The organism is Pseudomonas sp. NPDC089752 (assembly GCF_044748725.1).
Taxonomy (GTDB): Bacteria; Pseudomonadota; Gammaproteobacteria; order Pseudomonadales; family Pseudomonadaceae; genus Aquipseudomonas.
The window spans coordinates 49,372-64,789 of record NZ_JBIVGP010000017.1; the positions used below are offsets into that span (position 1 = coordinate 49,372).

At 62.8% G+C, this 15,418-nt stretch carries 15 protein-coding genes; 13 read left to right on the forward strand and 2 right to left on the reverse strand.

Going from position 1 to position 15,418, the window contains the following annotated elements:
- Positions 1 to 4: 4 nt before the first annotated feature.
- From ccoN to ACIPZF_RS22995, 13 genes are all read left to right on the forward strand, one after another.
- On the forward strand, positions 5 to 1,447 hold the full coding sequence (gene ccoN / locus ACIPZF_RS22935; protein WP_400803584.1) for a cytochrome-c oxidase, cbb3-type subunit I: 1,443 nt from the start codon (positions 5 to 7) through the stop codon (positions 1,445 to 1,447).
- Positions 1,447 to 2,055, forward strand: coding sequence for a cytochrome-c oxidase, cbb3-type subunit II (ccoO, locus tag ACIPZF_RS22940; protein ID WP_027921277.1), 609 nt, complete (start codon positions 1,447 to 1,449; stop codon positions 2,053 to 2,055). Before ccoN ends, ccoO begins: the two co-directional genes overlap by 1 nt.
- A 5-nt stretch (positions 2,056 to 2,060) precedes the next feature.
- A complete protein-coding gene (locus ACIPZF_RS22945) occupies positions 2,061 to 2,252 on the forward strand; it encodes a cbb3-type cytochrome oxidase subunit 3 (protein ID WP_400803686.1) in 192 nt (63 codons plus the stop codon).
- Positions 2,249 to 3,229 carry a cytochrome-c oxidase, cbb3-type subunit III gene (ccoP, locus tag ACIPZF_RS22950; protein WP_400803587.1) on the forward strand — a complete coding sequence of 327 codons (981 nt, stop codon included), beginning with the start codon at positions 2,249 to 2,251 and terminating at the stop codon, positions 3,227 to 3,229. The genes ACIPZF_RS22945 and ccoP overlap by 4 nt, the downstream gene beginning before the upstream one ends.
- Positions 3,230 to 3,387: 158 nt before the next feature.
- Complete coding sequence (locus ACIPZF_RS22955; protein WP_400803589.1) at positions 3,388 to 4,371, forward strand: metallophosphoesterase family protein; 984 nt, start codon at positions 3,388 to 3,390, stop codon at positions 4,369 to 4,371.
- Positions 4,372 to 4,589: 218 nt separating this feature from the next.
- Positions 4,590 to 6,005: a cytochrome c oxidase accessory protein CcoG gene (gene ccoG, locus ACIPZF_RS22960; RefSeq protein WP_400803592.1), complete on the forward strand. Its 1,416-nt coding sequence runs from the start codon at positions 4,590 to 4,592 to the stop codon at positions 6,003 to 6,005.
- Positions 6,006 to 6,020: 15 nt separating this feature from the next.
- Positions 6,021 to 6,548 (forward strand): FixH family protein, encoded by a 528-nt coding sequence (locus ACIPZF_RS22965; protein ID WP_400803595.1) that lies wholly within the window; start codon positions 6,021 to 6,023, stop codon positions 6,546 to 6,548.
- A 143-nt stretch (positions 6,549 to 6,691) separates the two neighbouring features.
- Positions 6,692 to 9,136, forward strand: a complete 2,445-nt coding sequence (locus ACIPZF_RS22970) for a heavy metal translocating P-type ATPase (RefSeq protein WP_400803598.1) — start codon at positions 6,692 to 6,694, stop codon at positions 9,134 to 9,136.
- 13 nt (positions 9,137 to 9,149) lie between these two features.
- The gene (gene ccoS, locus ACIPZF_RS22975) at positions 9,150 to 9,362 is read left to right on the forward strand and encodes a cbb3-type cytochrome oxidase assembly protein CcoS (protein ID WP_400803600.1); all 213 of its coding nucleotides are present in this window, start codon (positions 9,150 to 9,152) and stop codon (positions 9,360 to 9,362) included.
- The gene (locus ACIPZF_RS22980) at positions 9,355 to 10,038 is read left to right on the forward strand and encodes a sulfite exporter TauE/SafE family protein (protein ID WP_400803603.1); all 684 of its coding nucleotides are present in this window, start codon (positions 9,355 to 9,357) and stop codon (positions 10,036 to 10,038) included. Before ccoS ends, ACIPZF_RS22980 begins: the two co-directional genes overlap by 8 nt.
- 95 nt (positions 10,039 to 10,133) lie before the next feature.
- Positions 10,134 to 11,516, forward strand: a complete 1,383-nt coding sequence (hemN, locus tag ACIPZF_RS22985) for an oxygen-independent coproporphyrinogen III oxidase (protein WP_400803605.1) — start codon at positions 10,134 to 10,136, stop codon at positions 11,514 to 11,516.
- Positions 11,517 to 11,703: 187 nt separating this feature from the next.
- Positions 11,704 to 12,438, forward strand: a complete 735-nt coding sequence (fnrA, locus tag ACIPZF_RS22990; RefSeq protein WP_400803607.1) for a Crp/Fnr family transcriptional regulator FnrA — start codon at positions 11,704 to 11,706, stop codon at positions 12,436 to 12,438.
- Positions 12,439 to 12,494: 56 nt separating this feature from the next.
- The gene (locus ACIPZF_RS22995) at positions 12,495 to 13,043 is read left to right on the forward strand and encodes an adenine phosphoribosyltransferase (RefSeq protein WP_400803609.1); all 549 of its coding nucleotides are present in this window, start codon (positions 12,495 to 12,497) and stop codon (positions 13,041 to 13,043) included.
- Positions 13,044 to 13,168: 125 nt separating this feature from the next.
- Here the strand turns inward: ACIPZF_RS22995 and recR are convergent, their stop codons facing one another.
- Together recR and ACIPZF_RS23005 are read right to left on the reverse strand one after the other, a co-directional pair.
- Positions 13,169 to 13,771 carry a recombination mediator RecR gene (gene recR, locus ACIPZF_RS23000; RefSeq protein ID WP_400803610.1) on the reverse strand — a complete coding sequence of 201 codons (603 nt, stop codon included), beginning with the start codon at positions 13,769 to 13,771 and terminating at the stop codon, positions 13,169 to 13,171.
- 56 nt (positions 13,772 to 13,827) lie between these two features.
- On the reverse strand, positions 13,828 to 15,141 hold the full coding sequence (locus tag ACIPZF_RS23005) for an MFS transporter (protein ID WP_400803613.1): 1,314 nt from the start codon (positions 15,139 to 15,141) through the stop codon (positions 13,828 to 13,830).
- Positions 15,142 to 15,418 lie beyond the last annotated feature (277 nt).

Genomic DNA, 15,418 nt, shown 5'->3' on the forward strand with positions numbered 1-15,418 from the left:
TAGAATGAGCACAGCAATCAGTCCGACTGCTTATAACTATAAGGTCGTCCGCCAGTTCGCCATCATGACGGTGGTCTGGGGGATCCTTGGCATGGGCCTCGGCGTCTTCATCGCCTCGCAGCTGGTGTGGCCGCAATTGAACCTGGACCTGCCCTGGACCAGCTTCGGCCGCCTGCGCCCGCTGCACACCAACTTGGTCATCTTCGCCTTCGGCGGCTGTGCGTTATTTGGCACCAGCTACTACGTGGTGCAGCGAACCTGCCAGACCCGGCTGATCTCCGACAGCATGGCCGCCTTCACCTTCTGGGGTTGGCAGGCGGTGATCGTCGGCGCGCTGATCACTTTGCCGATGGGCTACACCACCACCAAGGAATACGCCGAGCTGGAGTGGCCGCTGGCGATCCTGCTGGCCATCGTCTGGGTCACCTACGGGCTGGTGTTCTTCGGCACCATCGTCAAGCGCAAGACCAAGCACATCTATGTCGGCAACTGGTTCTACGGCGCCTTCATCGTGGTCACCGCGATGCTGCACATCGTCAACCACATCTCGCTGCCGGTGAGCCTGTTCAAGTCGTACTCGGCCTACGCCGGCGCGACCGACGCGATGATCCAGTGGTGGTACGGCCACAACGCCGTGGGCTTCTTCCTCACTACGGGCTTTCTGGGGATGATGTACTACTTCGTGCCCAAGCAGGCCGAGCGGCCGATCTACTCGTATCGCCTGTCGATCGTGCACTTCTGGGCGCTGATCACCCTGTACATCTGGGCCGGCCCGCACCACCTGCACTACACCGCGCTGCCTGACTGGGCGCAGTCGCTGGGCATGGTGATGTCGATCATCCTCCTGGCACCGAGCTGGGGCGGCATGATCAACGGCATGATGACCCTGTCCGGGGCCTGGCACAAATTGCGCACCGACCCGATCCTGCGCTTCCTCGTGGTATCGCTGGCGTTCTACGGCATGTCCACCTTCGAAGGCCCGATGATGGCCATCAAGACCGTGAACTCGCTGTCGCACTACACCGACTGGACCATCGGCCACGTCCACGCCGGCGCCCTCGGCTGGGTGGCGATGATCTCGATCGGCGCGGTGTACCACATGATTCCCAAGCTCTATGGACGGGTGCAGATGCACAGCGTCGGGCTGATCAACGCGCACTTCTGGCTGGCGACCATCGGCACCGTGCTGTACATCGCCTCGATGTGGGTCAACGGCATTACCCAGGGCCTGATGTGGCGCGCCATCAACGATGACGGCACGCTCACCTACTCCTTCCTCGAAGCCCTGCAGGCCAGCCACCCGGGTTACATCGTGCGGGCTCTGGGCGGTGCGTTCTTCGCCTCCGGCATGTTGCTGATGGCCTACAACGTGTTCCGTACCGTCCGCGCTGCCAACCCGGTAGAAGCCGATGAAGCCGCCAAGATCGTCGTCGTGGGAGCGCACTGATGAAGCATGAAGCTGTCGAGAAGAACATCGGCCTGCTGGCGTTCTTCATGGTCATCGCCGTGAGCGTCGGTGGCCTCACCCAGATCGTCCCGCTGTTTTTCCAGGACGTTACCAACAAACCTGTCGAAGGCATGAAGCCGCGCACCGCGCTGGAAGTCGAAGGCCGCGACATCTACATCCGCGAAGGATGCGTCGGTTGCCACTCGCAGATGATCCGCCCGTTCCGCGCCGAAACCGAGCGCTACGGCCACTACTCGGTGGCCGGTGAAAGCGTGTGGGACCACCCGTTCCTGTGGGGTTCCAAGCGCACCGGCCCGGACCTGGCCCGCGTCGGCGGCCGCTACTCTGACGATTGGCACCGCGCGCACCTGTACAACCCGCGCAACGTGGTGCCGGAATCGAAGATGCCGTCCTACCCGTGGCTGGTCGAGAACAAGCTCGACGGCAAGGACACCGCGAAGAAGCTGGAAGTGCTGCGTACCCTGGGCACGCCGTACACCGACGCCGACATCGCCGGCGCCCGCGACGCGGTCAAGGGCAAGACCGAAATGGACGCGCTGGTCGCGTACCTGCAGGGTCTTGGCACCATCATCAAGAGCAAACGGTGACGCTGATGGATATCGGGATGATTCGCGGCCTGGGCACCGTCGTGGTGATGGTGGCCTTCGTGGGCCTGGCGCTGTGGGTGTTCAACCCACGGCGTAAAAAGGACTTCGACGAAGCGACCCAATTGCCCTTCGCGGATGACCCCTCCGCCAGCAAGCACGTCGAGCAAGCAAAAGCGTCTGGGAGCAAACAACAATGACAACCTTCTGGAGTCTGTACGTCACCGTCCTGACCCTGGGCACCATCTTCTCGCTGACCTGGTTGCTGCTGTCGACCCGCAAGGGCCAGCGCGAAGAGGTCACCGATGAAACCGTCGGGCATGCCTTCGATGGCATCGAGGAATACGACAACCCGCTGCCAAAATGGTGGTTCTGGCTGTTCGTCGGCACCATCATCTTCGCCCTTGGCTACCTGGTGCTGTACCCCGGCCTGGGCAACTGGAAAGGCGTGCTGCCGGGTTACTCGTACCTGGATAACGACAAGCAGACCGAGTTCACCAACGGCCAGCCTGGCTGGACCGGCGTGCACGAGTGGGAAAAGGAAATGGCCAAGGCCGACGCGCGCTTCGGGCCGATCTTCGCCAAGTACGCAGCCATGCCCATCGAAGAGGTGGCCAAACAGCCGCAGGCGCTGAAAATGGGCGCACGGCTGTTCGCCTCCAACTGCTCGGTGTGCCACGGTTCCGACGCCAAGGGCGCCTATGGCTTCCCCAACCTGACCGACAACGACTGGCGTTGGGGCGGCGAGCCGGAAACCATCAAGACCACCATCATGGGCGGCCGCCACGGCGTGATGCCGGCCTGGTCGGAAGTGATCGGCGAACAAGGCGTGGCCGATGTCGCGGCCTTCGTGGTCAGCAAGCTCGATGGCCGCACGCTGCCCGAAGGCGTGAAAGCCGATGCCGAAAACGGGCAGAAGATCTTCGCCGCCAACTGCGTGGCCTGTCACGGCCCCGAAGGTAAAGGCACCCCGGCCATGGGTGCGCCGAACCTGACCCATCCGCAGGCGTTCATCTACGGTTCGAGCTTTGCCCAGTTGCAGCAGACCATTCGCTATGGTCGCCAGGGGCAGATGCCGGCGCAGGAGCAGTTGCAGGGCAATGACAAGGTGCATTTGCTGGCGGCTTATGTGTACAGCCTGTCGCATCAGGATGCAGCGCCAGAGCAGGCCGAATGACGTGCATGCAGCGTCCCCCTGAACCTATGCGGGGGACGCTGTATACGCTTATCGCTGCAGATGTTGTTCAGGAAATCTTGCCCGATTCATGGCCTTTGGATTTTGCGGAACCCTCAGGGAGCAGACGCTTGGTCTGCCTTCCCGAGAGGATTCACCTCATGAGCGACTCGACCTTTCCAGATGCCTTGCCAGCCAGAAAACCAGGCCGTTTTGGTAATCGCCCGACGCCAAGGGCATTCGTCTTCGCCTCTGACCCTCAATACCCCTGGACCCCTGCCTCCGACGACGACATGGAGCAGTCCGATAGCGAGCGTGATCGCCAGTCCCAGGAGCTGATAAACGAGCAATATGCCAGTATTGCCAGCTATCGCAACAGCTTCGGCGGCACCGGTATTCCGGTGATGATCAACGGCGACATGACCGCCTTCGGCCATGGCTGGCAGCGGGAAGTGCTCTACCCGGCGCTTCAACATCACCTGAAGGAGAATTACTACTTCGGTCTGGGAAATCACGACTACAAGAACAATATCAATGACACGCTGAACGACGGTGCCGCCAGGGACAGCATCATGGACCTGATCAACCACCATCAGAATCGGGTTGACATCATGCACCTGGAGACCTTTCGAGGCGCTGACGAAACGCGCTACAGCGGCTCCCTCAGCTACAGCATGAGCTTCGGCCGTGTTCGCCTGATTCAGCTGAACAACGAGCCTACCTACCGTGTGAGCTTCAACAGTGGATTGCATGCTTCACGTGTTCGCTTCTTCATTTCGGATGCATTGGACTGGCTCGAACAACAGCTCGAAGAGAGCCATGAGCACGGCCAGATCACGCTGCTCAATCTGCATCAACCCGATTTTTGGGACGGCACCCGGGAAGACCATGATCGCTTCAGCAGCATGATGCGGCGGTATCCGGTGCATGCCGTGTTCGCTGGCCACTACCATAAGGAGGCTGGCGACTTTTACCGCGGCGTTGGTCGCTATGGCGGGGCACCGGTGTATCTCAGTGGCTCGGCATCACAACGAACCTATTTGATAGCGGAATTGAGCGATGATGCCGACGCCTTGACCATCAAGTGCGCATGGAACAATGACTGGGCCAATGCCGAGGTCCTGGCTACGCTGGAGCTCCAATGAAAGCCGCGTAATCGCAAGGCAAGCGTGTCGTGTCAATTGACTTGCATCAAGGCGACGCCAAATACACGATAACCCGCCACAACCCAATGCGACTAAATGTCGCGTGGCAACCTCGGACGATCTGACGGGCGTATCATGTCCACAGGCGCCTAGCTAGATATGACCGCGGCCGGCACGCACTGGCCGCGGCGTTTTTTCCACTGCCGTGGGACTTGATGATGAGCAAGCAAATTCCGGTACATGATGTCACCCCGCCTGCCAGCAAAGGGAAGGATTCCGTCGACCTCTATGCCTCACGCGAGAAAATCTACACCCGCGCCTTCACCGGCATCTTCCGCCGCCTGCGAATGGTCGGCGGGGCGGTACTGTTCCTCCTTTACTTCGGCACGGTGTGGCTGAACTGGGGCGGCCACCAGGCCGTGTGGTGGAACCTGCCCGAGCGCAAGTTCTACATTTTCGGCGCCACCATCTGGCCTCAGGATTTCATCCTGCTCTCGGGCATCCTCATCATCGCCGCCTTCGGCCTGTTCTTCGTCACCGTATACGCCGGCCGCGTCTGGTGCGGCTACACCTGTCCGCAAAGCGTATGGACGTGGATCTTCATGTGGTGCGAAAAAGTCACCGAGGGTGACCGCAACCAGCGCATGAAGCTCGACAAGGCGCCCATGAGCGGCAACAAGTTCCTGCGCAAGTTCGCCAAGCACAGCTTGTGGCTGCTGATCGGCTTCGTCACCGGCATGACCTTCGTCGGCTATTTCTCGCCGATCCGTGAACTGGTCATCGAATTCTTCACCGGCCAGGCCGACGGCTGGGCGTACTTCTGGGTCGGTTTCTTCACCCTCGCCACCTATGGCAACGCCGGCTGGTTGCGTGAACAGGTGTGCGTGTACATGTGCCCCTACGCGCGTTTCCAGAGCGTGATGTTCGACAAGGACACGCTGATCGTCTCTTACGACCCGCGCCGCGGCGAAACCCGCGGCCCGCGCAAGAAAGACGCGGACTACAAGGCTCAGGGCCTGGGCGACTGCATCGACTGCACCATGTGCGTACAGGTCTGCCCTACCGGCATCGACATCCGCGACGGCCTGCAGATCGAATGCATTGGCTGCGCCGCCTGCATCGACGCCTGCGACAGCATCATGGAAAAGATGAACTACCCCAAAGGCCTGATCAGCTACACCACCGAGCACAACCTGTCGGGGCAGAAGACCCACATGCTGCGCCCACGCCTGATCGGCTATGCGCTGGTGCTGCTGGTGATGATCGGCGCCCTGGCCACCGCCTTCGCCACCCGCTCGCTGGTCGGCTTCGACGTCAGCAAGGACCGCGTGCTGTACCGCGAGAACGCCCAGGGCCGGATCGAAAACGTGTACAGCCTCAAGGTCATGAACAAGGACCAGCGCGACCACGTCTACGTGCTCGACGCCGCCGGCCTGCCCGACCTGCGCCTGGAAGGCCAGCGCGAAATCCGCGTGGCCGCCGGTGACATCGTCAGCCTGCCGGTGCAACTGTCGGTCGCCCCGGAAAAACTGCCCTCGACCACCAACGAAATCACCTTCATCCTCAAAAGCGCCGACGACAGCGCCGCCGAGGTCGAAGCCAAGAGCCGTTTCATCGGCCCACAGATCCGCTGAGAGAGAATTCGCACAATGCCTGCCGCTACCGCCACCAGCCCCTGGTACAAGCACCTCTGGCCCTGGATCATCATCGGCATCCTCACCACCTCGGTGTGCCTGAGCCTGACCATGGTCAGCATCGCCGTGCACAACCCGGACAACCTGGTCAACGACAACTATTACGAGGCCGGCAAGGGCATCAACCGCTCGCTGGACCGCGAGCTGCGGGCGCAGACCCTGAACCTCAAGGCCAGCGTGCACCTCGACGAACTGACCGGCGAAGTGGATGTGCGCCTGACCGGCAACAGCGACCCGCAGAACCTGGAACTGAACCTGATCTCGCCAACCCAGCCGGACAAAGACCGCAAGGTGCTGCTGAGCCGTGCCGAGCCAGGGCGCTATGTCGGCCAACTGGATGACAAGGTCGATGGCCGACGCTTTGTCGAACTGCTAGGTAGCCAGGATGAGCATGTGTGGCGATTGTTCGAGGAAGAAAAAGTCGAGCATGGCCTGACCCTGCAGCTGGGCGATGAAGCGCTGCAGGGTGCCGAGCACCAATAGACGCATCACCTTCGTTACCTGTGGGAGCGGGCTTGTCCCGCGAAGGGGCCGGTTCAGGCAATATCATATGCAGGTCTGGCCCATTCGCGGGACAAGCCCGCTCCCACATGATCCGTTCCTCACAGTCGATACGTACTCGCCTTATGACCCAGATTACACCCTGCTACCACTGCGCCCTGCCCGTCCCTGCCGGCAGCCGCTTCACCGCCGTGGTGCTCGGTGAACAGCGGCAATTCTGCTGTCCGGGTTGCCAGGCAGTGGCCGAATCGATCGTCGCCGGTGGCCTGGAGCACTACTACCAGCACCGCAGCGACAGCAGCGCCAACCCCGAAGCCCTGCCCAAGCAGGTGCCGGACGAGCTGGCCCTCTTTGATCGGAGCGACGTGCAGCAGACCTTCGTCCACCACACCGGCGAGTTGACCGAGGCCACCTTGCTGGTCGAGGGCATCAGCTGCGCCGCCTGTGGCTGGCTGATCGAGAAGCACCTGCGCAACGTGCCAGGCGTGGCCGAGGCACGCCTCAACCTGTCCAATCACCGCCTGCAAGTTAACTGGCAAGACCATCAACTGCCGCTCTCGCGACTGCTGGCCGAGCTGCGCCAGATCGGCTACGCCGCGCACCCTTACCAACCTGACCAGGCCGCCGAACGACTGGCCCAGGAAAACCGCAGCGCCCTTCGCCGCTTGGGCGTGGCCGGGCTGCTGTGGTTTCAGGCGATGATGGCGACCATGGCAACCTGGCCGGAATTCAACATCGACCTGTCGCCCGAGCTGCACACCATCCTGCGCTGGGTGGCGCTGTTTCTGACCATCCCCATCGTGTTCTACAGCTGCGCGCCGTTCTTCAAAGGCGCCGCACGCGACCTGCGCACCCGCCACCTGACCATGGATGTGTCGGTCTCGCTGGCCATCGCCCTGGCCTTCGGCGCCGGTATCTGGACCGCCATCACCGGCAGCGGCGAGCTGTATTTCGACACGGTGGGCATGTTCGCGCTGTTCCTGCTGACCGGCCGCTACCTCGAACGCCGCGCCCGCGAACGCACGGCGGCGGCCACCGCGCAGCTGGTCAACCTGCTGCCAGCCTCGTGCCTGCGCCTGGACGCCACCGGCCGTGCCGAGCGCATCCTGCTCAGCGAATTGCAGCGCGGCGACACGGTGCAAGTGCTGCCGGGTGCGGTAGTGCCCGCCGATGGGCGCATCATCGAGGGCCGCTCCAGCATCGACGAGTCGCTGCTGACAGGGGAATACCTACCGCAGCCACGGCGCGTCGGCGAACGGGTCACCGGCGGCACCCTGAACGTCGAAAGCACCCTGAACGTCGAAGTCGAAGCCCTCGGCCACGACTCGCGGCTGTCGGCCATCGTCCGCCTGCTGGAACGCGCGCAGACGGAAAAACCCCGCCTGGCCGAGATCGCCGACCGCGCCTCGCAGTGGTTCCTGCTGTTCACCCTGGTGGCCGCCGTGGTTATTGGCCTGTGGTGGTGGCACCAGGACCCGACGCGGGCCTTCTGGATCGTCCTCGCCATGCTGGTGGCGACCTGCCCGTGCGCGCTATCGCTCGCCACGCCGACCGCGCTGACGGCGGCTACCGGCACTTTGCACAAACTCGGCCTGCTCGTGACTCGCGGCCATGTGCTGGAAGGCCTGAACCAGATCGACACGGTGATTTTCGACAAGACCGGCACCCTCACCGAAGGCCGCCTGACCTTGCGCAACATCCGCCCGCTCGGCCCGCTGCCCGCCGACCGCTGCCTGGCCCTGGCCGCCGCACTGGAAAACCGCTCCGAACACCCCATCGCCCGCGCCTTCGGCCGCAACGCCGCACCTGCGGACGATGTGCAGACGGTGCCGGGCCTGGGATTGGAAGGCCTGGTAGAAGGCGAGCGCCTACGCATTGGCCAAGCCACGTTCGTCTGCGCCCTGAGCGGCGCCGAAATCCCCGGCGTCCCGGAACCGCGCGGCCAGTGGCTGCTGCTGGGTGACCGCCAGGGCCCATTGGCCTGGTTCGGCCTGGACGACCGCCTGCGCGAAGACGCCCCAGCCCTGCTCGCGGCCTGCAAGGCCCGTGGTTGGCGCACGCTGCTACTGTCGGGCGACAGCTCGCCGATGGTCGCCGAAGTGGCCGCGCAACTGGGCATCGATCAAGCCATCGGCGGCCTGCGCCCGGACGACAAGCTGGACCGGCTCAAGGCGCTGCAAGCAGCCGGACGCAAGGTGCTGATGCTCGGCGACGGGGTCAACGATGTGCCGGTGCTGGCCGCCGCCGACATCAGCATCGCCATGGGCAGCGCCACGGATCTTGCCAAGACCAGCGCCGACGCCGTGCTGCTCAGCAACCGCCTGCAGGCGCTGGTCCAGGCCTTCGACCTGGCCCGCCGCACCCGCCGCAACATCCTCGAGAACCTGCTCTGGGCGACCCTGTATAATGGCCTCATGCTGCCGTTTGCGGCGCTTGGCTGGATTACCCCGGTGTGGGCCGCCGTCGGCATGTCGGTCAGCTCGCTGATCGTGGTGCTCAATGCCCTGCGCCTTACCCGGCTCAAGGGCGCTGCGACCACCAGCAGCCCCCCACAACCCGTCATCGCCTGATCAGGAGCCGCCCATGCCAGCCCTCTATGTCATGATTCCGGCCGCCCTGCTGCTTGTCGGCGTGGCCGTGTACATCTTCTTCTGGGCGGTGGACAGCGGCCAGTACGACGACCTCGAAGGCCCTGCCCACAGCATCCTGTTCGATGACCAGGACCCGCGTCACCAGGCGGCGGTAAAACCCGAAGACGCCAAACCGCAAGACAAGGACCCTACCCCCCGTGCCTGACCTGCTGCCCCTGCTCGGCTCGGCGCTGGTCCTCGGTTTGCTCGGTGGCGGCCACTGCCTGGGCATGTGCGGCGGCCTGATGGGCGCGCTGACCCTGGCCATCCCCCCCGAACAACGCGGCCGGCGTGCGCGCTTGCTGTTGGCCTACAACCTTGGGCGAATCCTCAGCTATGCCTGCGCCGGCCTGCTGCTGGGCCTGGCCGGCTGGGCCGTGGCCAGCAGCCCGGCGGCACTGGCGTTGCGAGTGGTGGCGGCGCTGTTGCTGATTGCCATGGGGCTGTACCTGGCCGGTTGGTGGAGTGGGCTGACCCGGATCGAAGCACTGGGCCGAGGCTTGTGGCGGCATATTCAGCCGGTGGCCTCGCGGTTGCTGCCGGTGTCCAGCGTGCCCCGTGCGCTGCTGCTGGGGGCGCTGTGGGGGTGGCTGCCGTGTGGGTTGGTTTACAGCACCTTGCTGTGGGCGGCGAGCCAGGGGAATGCGGGGTACAGCGCGGCGCTGATGCTGGCGTTTGGACTGGGAACCTGGCCGGTGTTATTGGCCACAGGGTTGGCTGCTGAGCGAGTCAACAGCCTGCTACGTCGGCGTAGCGTGCGGATGGCGGGCGGGTTGCTGGTGATCCTGTTCGGCATCTGGACCTTGCCTGGGCCACACCAGCACTGGTTGATGGGCCACTGACAGCGGCCCCTGTCGCTCTTGATACAAATCAACACAGTTTCCTACAGACAGCCCTAGACTCCGGACCATTGCTGCTCATTCCGGGGACCGCCCACATGCTCGAAGATCTACGCTGGGATGCCGACCTGATCCGCCGCTACGATCTGGCCGGCCCGCGCTACACCTCCTACCCGACCGCAGTGCAACTGCACAGCGAAGTGGGGTCGTTCGACCTGCTCCACGCCCTGCGCGAAAGCCGCCGGGCCGTGCGCCCGCTGTCGCTGTACGTGCACGTGCCGTTCTGCGCGAACATCTGCTACTACTGCGCCTGCAACAAGGTCATCACCAAGGACCGCGGCCGCGCCGCGCCTTACCTGCAGCGCCTGGAGCAGGAAATCCAGCTGATCGCCTGCCACCTGGACCCTAAACAGCGTGTTGAACAGCTGCATTTCGGCGGCGGTACGCCGACGTTCCTCAGCCACGTGGAACTGCGCCAGTTGATGGCCACCTTGCGCCAGCACTTCAACCTGCTGGATGACGATTCCGGCGACTACGGCATCGAGCTCGACCCGCGTGAGGCCGACTGGTCGACCATGGGCCTTTTGCGGGAACTGGGCTTCAACCGCGTCAGCCTTGGCGTGCAGGACCTGGACCCGGCCGTGCAGCGCGCAGTCAACCGCCTGCAGAGCCTGGAACAGACCCGTACCCTGATCGAGGCGGCGCGCACCCTGCAGTTCCGCTCGGTCAACCTGGACCTGATCTACGGTCTACCCAAGCAGACCCCGGAAGGCTTCGCGCGCACCGTCGAGGAGGTGATTCGCCTGCAGCCCGATCGCCTGTCAGTGTTCAACTACGCCCACCTGCCGGAGCGCTTCATGCCGCAACGGCGCATCGACAGCAGCGACCTGCCGGCCCCGGCAGCCAAGCTGGAAATGCTCCACGCCACCATCGAACAACTCACCGCCGCCGGCTACCGCTACATCGGCATGGACCATTTCGCCCTGCCTGACGACGAGCTGGCCGTGGCCCAGGAGGAAGGCACCCTGCAACGCAACTTCCAGGGCTACACCACCCACGGCCATTGCGACCTGATCGGCCTCGGGGTTTCGGCGATCAGCCAGATCGGCGACCTGTACTGCCAGAACAGCAGCGACCTCAACACCTATCAGGACACGTTATCCACCGCCCAGCTGGCGACCCAACGTGGCCTGGTATGCAATCACGATGACCGCCTGCGTCGGGCCGTGATTCAGCAGCTGATCTGCCACTTCGAGCTTGAGTTCGAGCCGATCGAAGAGGTTTTCACGATCGATTTTCGTGGGTATTTCAACGATCTGTGGCCCGAATTATTGACCATGCAACGCGACGGCCTGATCCGCCTCGACGACAAAGGTATCCGCATCCTGCCTGCCGGGAGGCTGCTGGCGCGTTCGGTATGCATGGTATTCGACGCCTATCTGGCGATGCACAACCGCCAGCGCTTCTCCCGCGTTATCTAACCCGGCGAGTCGTTTGACCGCATGGACAACTTTCCTTGGCAGGCACATTATTGGGACGAACGTACCCCCGGCATCACGCAGCTTGGGGTTCGGCCAGAGCGCACCACAATAGCGCACGCTGGCCTACACCCTATGCCGTAGGTTACCCTTACGACTTATGTGTGCTTTCCCACAAGGATCGATGAATATGTCCGAGCCAGTCAAACTGCGCGCTCACAGCCAGGCCCATTGCAAGGACTGCAGCCTGGCCCCCCTGTGCCTGCCTCTTTCGCTCAACCTGGAAGACATGGATGCACTGGATGAAATCGTCAAACGGGGACGACCGCTGAAAAAAGGCGAGTTCCTGTTCCGCCAGGGTGACAATTTCGGCTCGGTCTACGCGGTACGTTCCGGCGCGCTCAAGACGTTCAGCCTGAGCGACAGCGGCGAAGAACAGATCACCGGCTTCCACCTGCCCAGCGAACTGGTCGGGTTGTCCGGCATGGACACCGAAGCCTACCCGGTCTCGGCCCAGGCCCAGGAAACCACCTCGGTCTGCGAAATCCCCTTCGAGCGCCTCGACGAGCTGTCGGTGCAACTGCCACAGCTGCGTCGACAGCTGATGCGGGTGATGAGCCGGGAAATCCGCGACGATCAGCAGATGATGCTGCTGCTGTCGAAGAAAACCGCCGACGAGCGCATCGCCACCTTCCTGGTCAATCTGTCCGCGCGGTTCCGCGCCCGAGGCTACTCGGCCAATCAGTTCCGCCTGAGCATGTCGCGCAACGAAATCGGCAACTACCTGGGCCTGGCGGTTGAGACGGTGTCGCGGGTATTCACCCGCTTCCAGCAGAACGGCCTGATCCGTGCCGAAGGCAAGGAAGTGCACATCCTCGACCCGATCCAGCTGTGTGCGCTGGCCGGTGGTGCAATGGAGGCCTGAAAGGCTGGCTGAAACAGGTATACTGGCGCATTCGTTTTTCCAGGATATCTGCACCCATGCACAGCGAAGCCTTCGACCTCAAAGCCCTGATCCGCCCGGTAGTGGACTTCCCCAAACCGGGTGTGATCTTTCGCGATATCACCCCGCTGTTCCAGTCGCCGCGCGGGCTGCGCTACGTCGCCGACCAGTTCATCGAGCGTTACGTGGAGGCTGAGTTCAGCCACATCGGCGCCATGGACGCGCGCGGTTTTCTGATCGGTTCGATCATCGCCCACCAGTTGAACAAGCCGCTGATCCTGTTCCGCAAGCAAGGCAAACTGCCGGCCGATGTGTTGTCGGAGGGGTATCAGACCGAGTACGGCGAAGCTTTCCTGGAAGTGCATGCCGACAGCCTGTGTGACGGCGATTCGGTGTTGATCTTCGATGACCTGATCGCCACTGGCGGTACCTTGCTGGCCGCGGCCAACCTGGTGCGGCGTACCGGTGCGCAAGTGTTCGAGGCGGCGGCAATCATTGACCTGCCTGAACTGAACGGCTCGCGCCGGCTGCAGGAAGTGGGTGTGCCGACCTTCTGCCTGACCGAGTTTTCGCTGAGCGAATACTGAGTTGCATGCTGGGGCTGCTTTGCAGCCCATTCGCGGGCGGTCCGACGCCTCGGCAAGCCCGCTCCCACAGATTCGGCGGTGCACATTACCTGTGGGAGCGGGCTTGCCCCGCGAATGGCCCCAAGTTATAGCGAAATCGGCCTGCGCCCCGCAAAGGCATGCGCCAGGGTTCCGCCATCTACCAACTCCAGCTCGCCGCCCAATGGCACGCCGTGGGCAATCCGCGAAGCCACCAAGCCTTTCTCGGCCAGCAACTGGGCGATGTAATGCGCCGTCGCCTCGCCTTCCACAGTCGGGTTGGTCGCCAGGATCACTTCGGTAAAGCTGCCCTGCTCTTCGATCCGTGCCATCAGCTGCGGCACGCCAATCGCCTCCGGCCCCAGGCCATCAAGTGGCGACAGATGCCCCTTGAGCACGAAGTAGCGACCGCGATAACCGGTCTGCTCCACCGCATACACATCCATCGGGCCTTCCACCACGCACAACTGGGTGTCGTCACGGCGCGTATCGGCGCACTGCGGGCACAGCTCCTGTTCGGTCAGGGTGCGGCACTGGCGGCAATGGCCAACCCCTTCCATGGCCTGGGTAAGCGCCTGCGCCAGACGCAGGCCGCCGCTGCGGTCACGCTCCAGCAGCTGCAGCGCCATGCGCTGGGCGGTTTTCTGGCCGACGCCGGGCAAAGTACGCAGGGCGTCGATCAGTTGGCGGATGAGGGGGCTGAAGCTCATGGTCATGGCCTGATAAATCAATAAGGGGCGGTTTATACCCACCAGTGCCTGTGCCGTCAATTCAACGCTGGCTTGCCGGGCGTGTCACCCTTGCCGGAACGTACGGCCAGCACCGCCACCAGTGAGATTGCCACGGTACCCAGCAGGTACAGCGCGACCGGCTGCCAGCTGCCGTTATAACGGCTGAGCAGGAAGGTGGCGATCAGCGGCGCGGTACCGCCCGCCAATGCGGCGCCCAACTGATAACCCAGTGTAATGCCGGTATAGCGCACACGGGTGGAGAAAATCTCTGAACTCATGGTGCCTAGCACGGCGGTGACCGGCGCCCACAGCACGCCGAATGCGATCACCGTGGCCAGCATCAGGCCCCAGGTGGTACGGGTGTCGAGCAGCATGAAGTACGGCACGATGAATGCCGCAATCAGCAGGATGCCGGCGATGTATACCGCCTTGCGCCCGACCTTGTCCGACAGCCAACCCATCAACGGAATCATCAGCGAGGCAACCGCCGCGCCGATCATCACCGCATTGAGGGTGGTGACCTTGCTGTAGCCCAAGGTCGTGACCGCGTAGCTGACCACGAAGGTGGAGAAGATGTAGAACGGGGCTGTCTCCACCACTTTCAAGCCGGCAGCGATCAACACTTCGCGCCAGTGGTCACGCAGGGTTTCGACCAGCGGCATCTTGGCCACGTTGCCCGTTTCCTTCGCTTTCTTGAAGTCTGGCGTTTCATCCAGGCCATGGCGAATCCACAGGCCAAGGAACACCAGGCCCGCACTGAGCACGAACGGCACACGCCAGCCCCAGCTCATGAACTGCTCTTCCGGCAGCATGGCCATCAGGCTCACCGCCATGGTCGCCAGCAGCATGCCCACCGTCACCCCCACCTGCGGCACGCTGCCGAACAGGCCCTTGCGCTTGGCCGGCGCGTACTCGTAGGCCAGCAACAAGGCGCCGCCCCACTCGCCACCAATGCCCAGGCCCTGAATTACACGCAAGCTGATCAGCAGGATCGGCGCCCATACGCCGATGTGCTCATAAGTGGGCAAACAGCCGATCAGCACCGTTGCGCCGCCCATCAGCGACAGGGTGATGACCAGGGTCTTCTTGCGCCCGATGCGATCACCGATGTGAGCAAACAATACACCGCCAATAGGCCGCACGAAGAAGGTCAGGGAAAACGACAAGTACGCCAGCAACAGGCCGACTACCGGGTCGAAGGTGGGGAAGAACAGCTTGTTGAATACCAGGGCGGCGGCGGTGCCGTAGAGGAAATAGTCGAACCATTCGATGGAGCTGCCAGTAAGGCTGGCGACCAAGGCTCGGCCCCGCCCCTGGGTTGCAGAGGGGGTTGCACTGGATGGCGTCATTCGAGTCTCCGTTTTTTTGATGTTATGTCGGCGAGCACTGCGAGAATAGGCGCAAGAGAGCAACCGGGTTGCACCATTGCCAGCTGATCTTATTCAAACCGTGAAATAAGGTGCAACCCAAGTTAAACGATTAACCATCAAATCAATTAAAGAAATTATGGAAACGCACTCTTTTGATTCGCTTATACAGGATAAACAACTGTACTCACCAAAATGGTGCAACATGACCACAGAGTCACAAGTGCTGATTTTTATTGTTCATGCATTTAAAGTTGCA

Excerpts from the sequence above, each read along its gene's own strand:
- ccoN (WP_400803584.1), top strand. The coding sequence starts at position 5 with ATGAGCACAGCAATCAGTCCGACTGCTTATAACTATAAGGTCGTCCGC.
- ccoO (WP_027921277.1), top strand. The coding sequence starts at position 1,447 with ATGAAGCATGAAGCTGTCGAGAAGAACATCGGCCTGCTGGCGTTCTTC.
- ACIPZF_RS22945 (WP_400803686.1), top strand. The coding sequence starts at position 2,061 with ATGGATATCGGGATGATTCGCGGCCTGGGCACCGTCGTGGTGATGGTG.
- ccoP (WP_400803587.1), top strand. The coding sequence starts at position 2,249 with ATGACAACCTTCTGGAGTCTGTACGTCACCGTCCTGACCCTGGGCACC.
- ACIPZF_RS22955 (WP_400803589.1), top strand. The coding sequence starts at position 3,388 with ATGAGCGACTCGACCTTTCCAGATGCCTTGCCAGCCAGAAAACCAGGC.
- ccoG (WP_400803592.1), top strand. The coding sequence starts at position 4,590 with ATGAGCAAGCAAATTCCGGTACATGATGTCACCCCGCCTGCCAGCAAA.
- ACIPZF_RS22965 (WP_400803595.1), top strand. The coding sequence starts at position 6,021 with ATGCCTGCCGCTACCGCCACCAGCCCCTGGTACAAGCACCTCTGGCCC.
- ACIPZF_RS22970 (WP_400803598.1), top strand. The coding sequence starts at position 6,692 with ATGACCCAGATTACACCCTGCTACCACTGCGCCCTGCCCGTCCCTGCC.
- ccoS (WP_400803600.1), top strand. The coding sequence starts at position 9,150 with ATGCCAGCCCTCTATGTCATGATTCCGGCCGCCCTGCTGCTTGTCGGC.
- hemN (WP_400803605.1), top strand. The coding sequence starts at position 10,134 with ATGCTCGAAGATCTACGCTGGGATGCCGACCTGATCCGCCGCTACGAT.
- fnrA (WP_400803607.1), top strand. The coding sequence starts at position 11,704 with ATGTCCGAGCCAGTCAAACTGCGCGCTCACAGCCAGGCCCATTGCAAG.
- ACIPZF_RS22995 (WP_400803609.1), top strand. The coding sequence starts at position 12,495 with ATGCACAGCGAAGCCTTCGACCTCAAAGCCCTGATCCGCCCGGTAGTG.
- recR (WP_400803610.1), bottom strand. The coding sequence starts at position 13,771 with ATGAGCTTCAGCCCCCTCATCCGCCAACTGATCGACGCCCTGCGTACT.
- ACIPZF_RS23005 (WP_400803613.1), bottom strand. The coding sequence starts at position 15,141 with ATGACGCCATCCAGTGCAACCCCCTCTGCAACCCAGGGGCGGGGCCGA.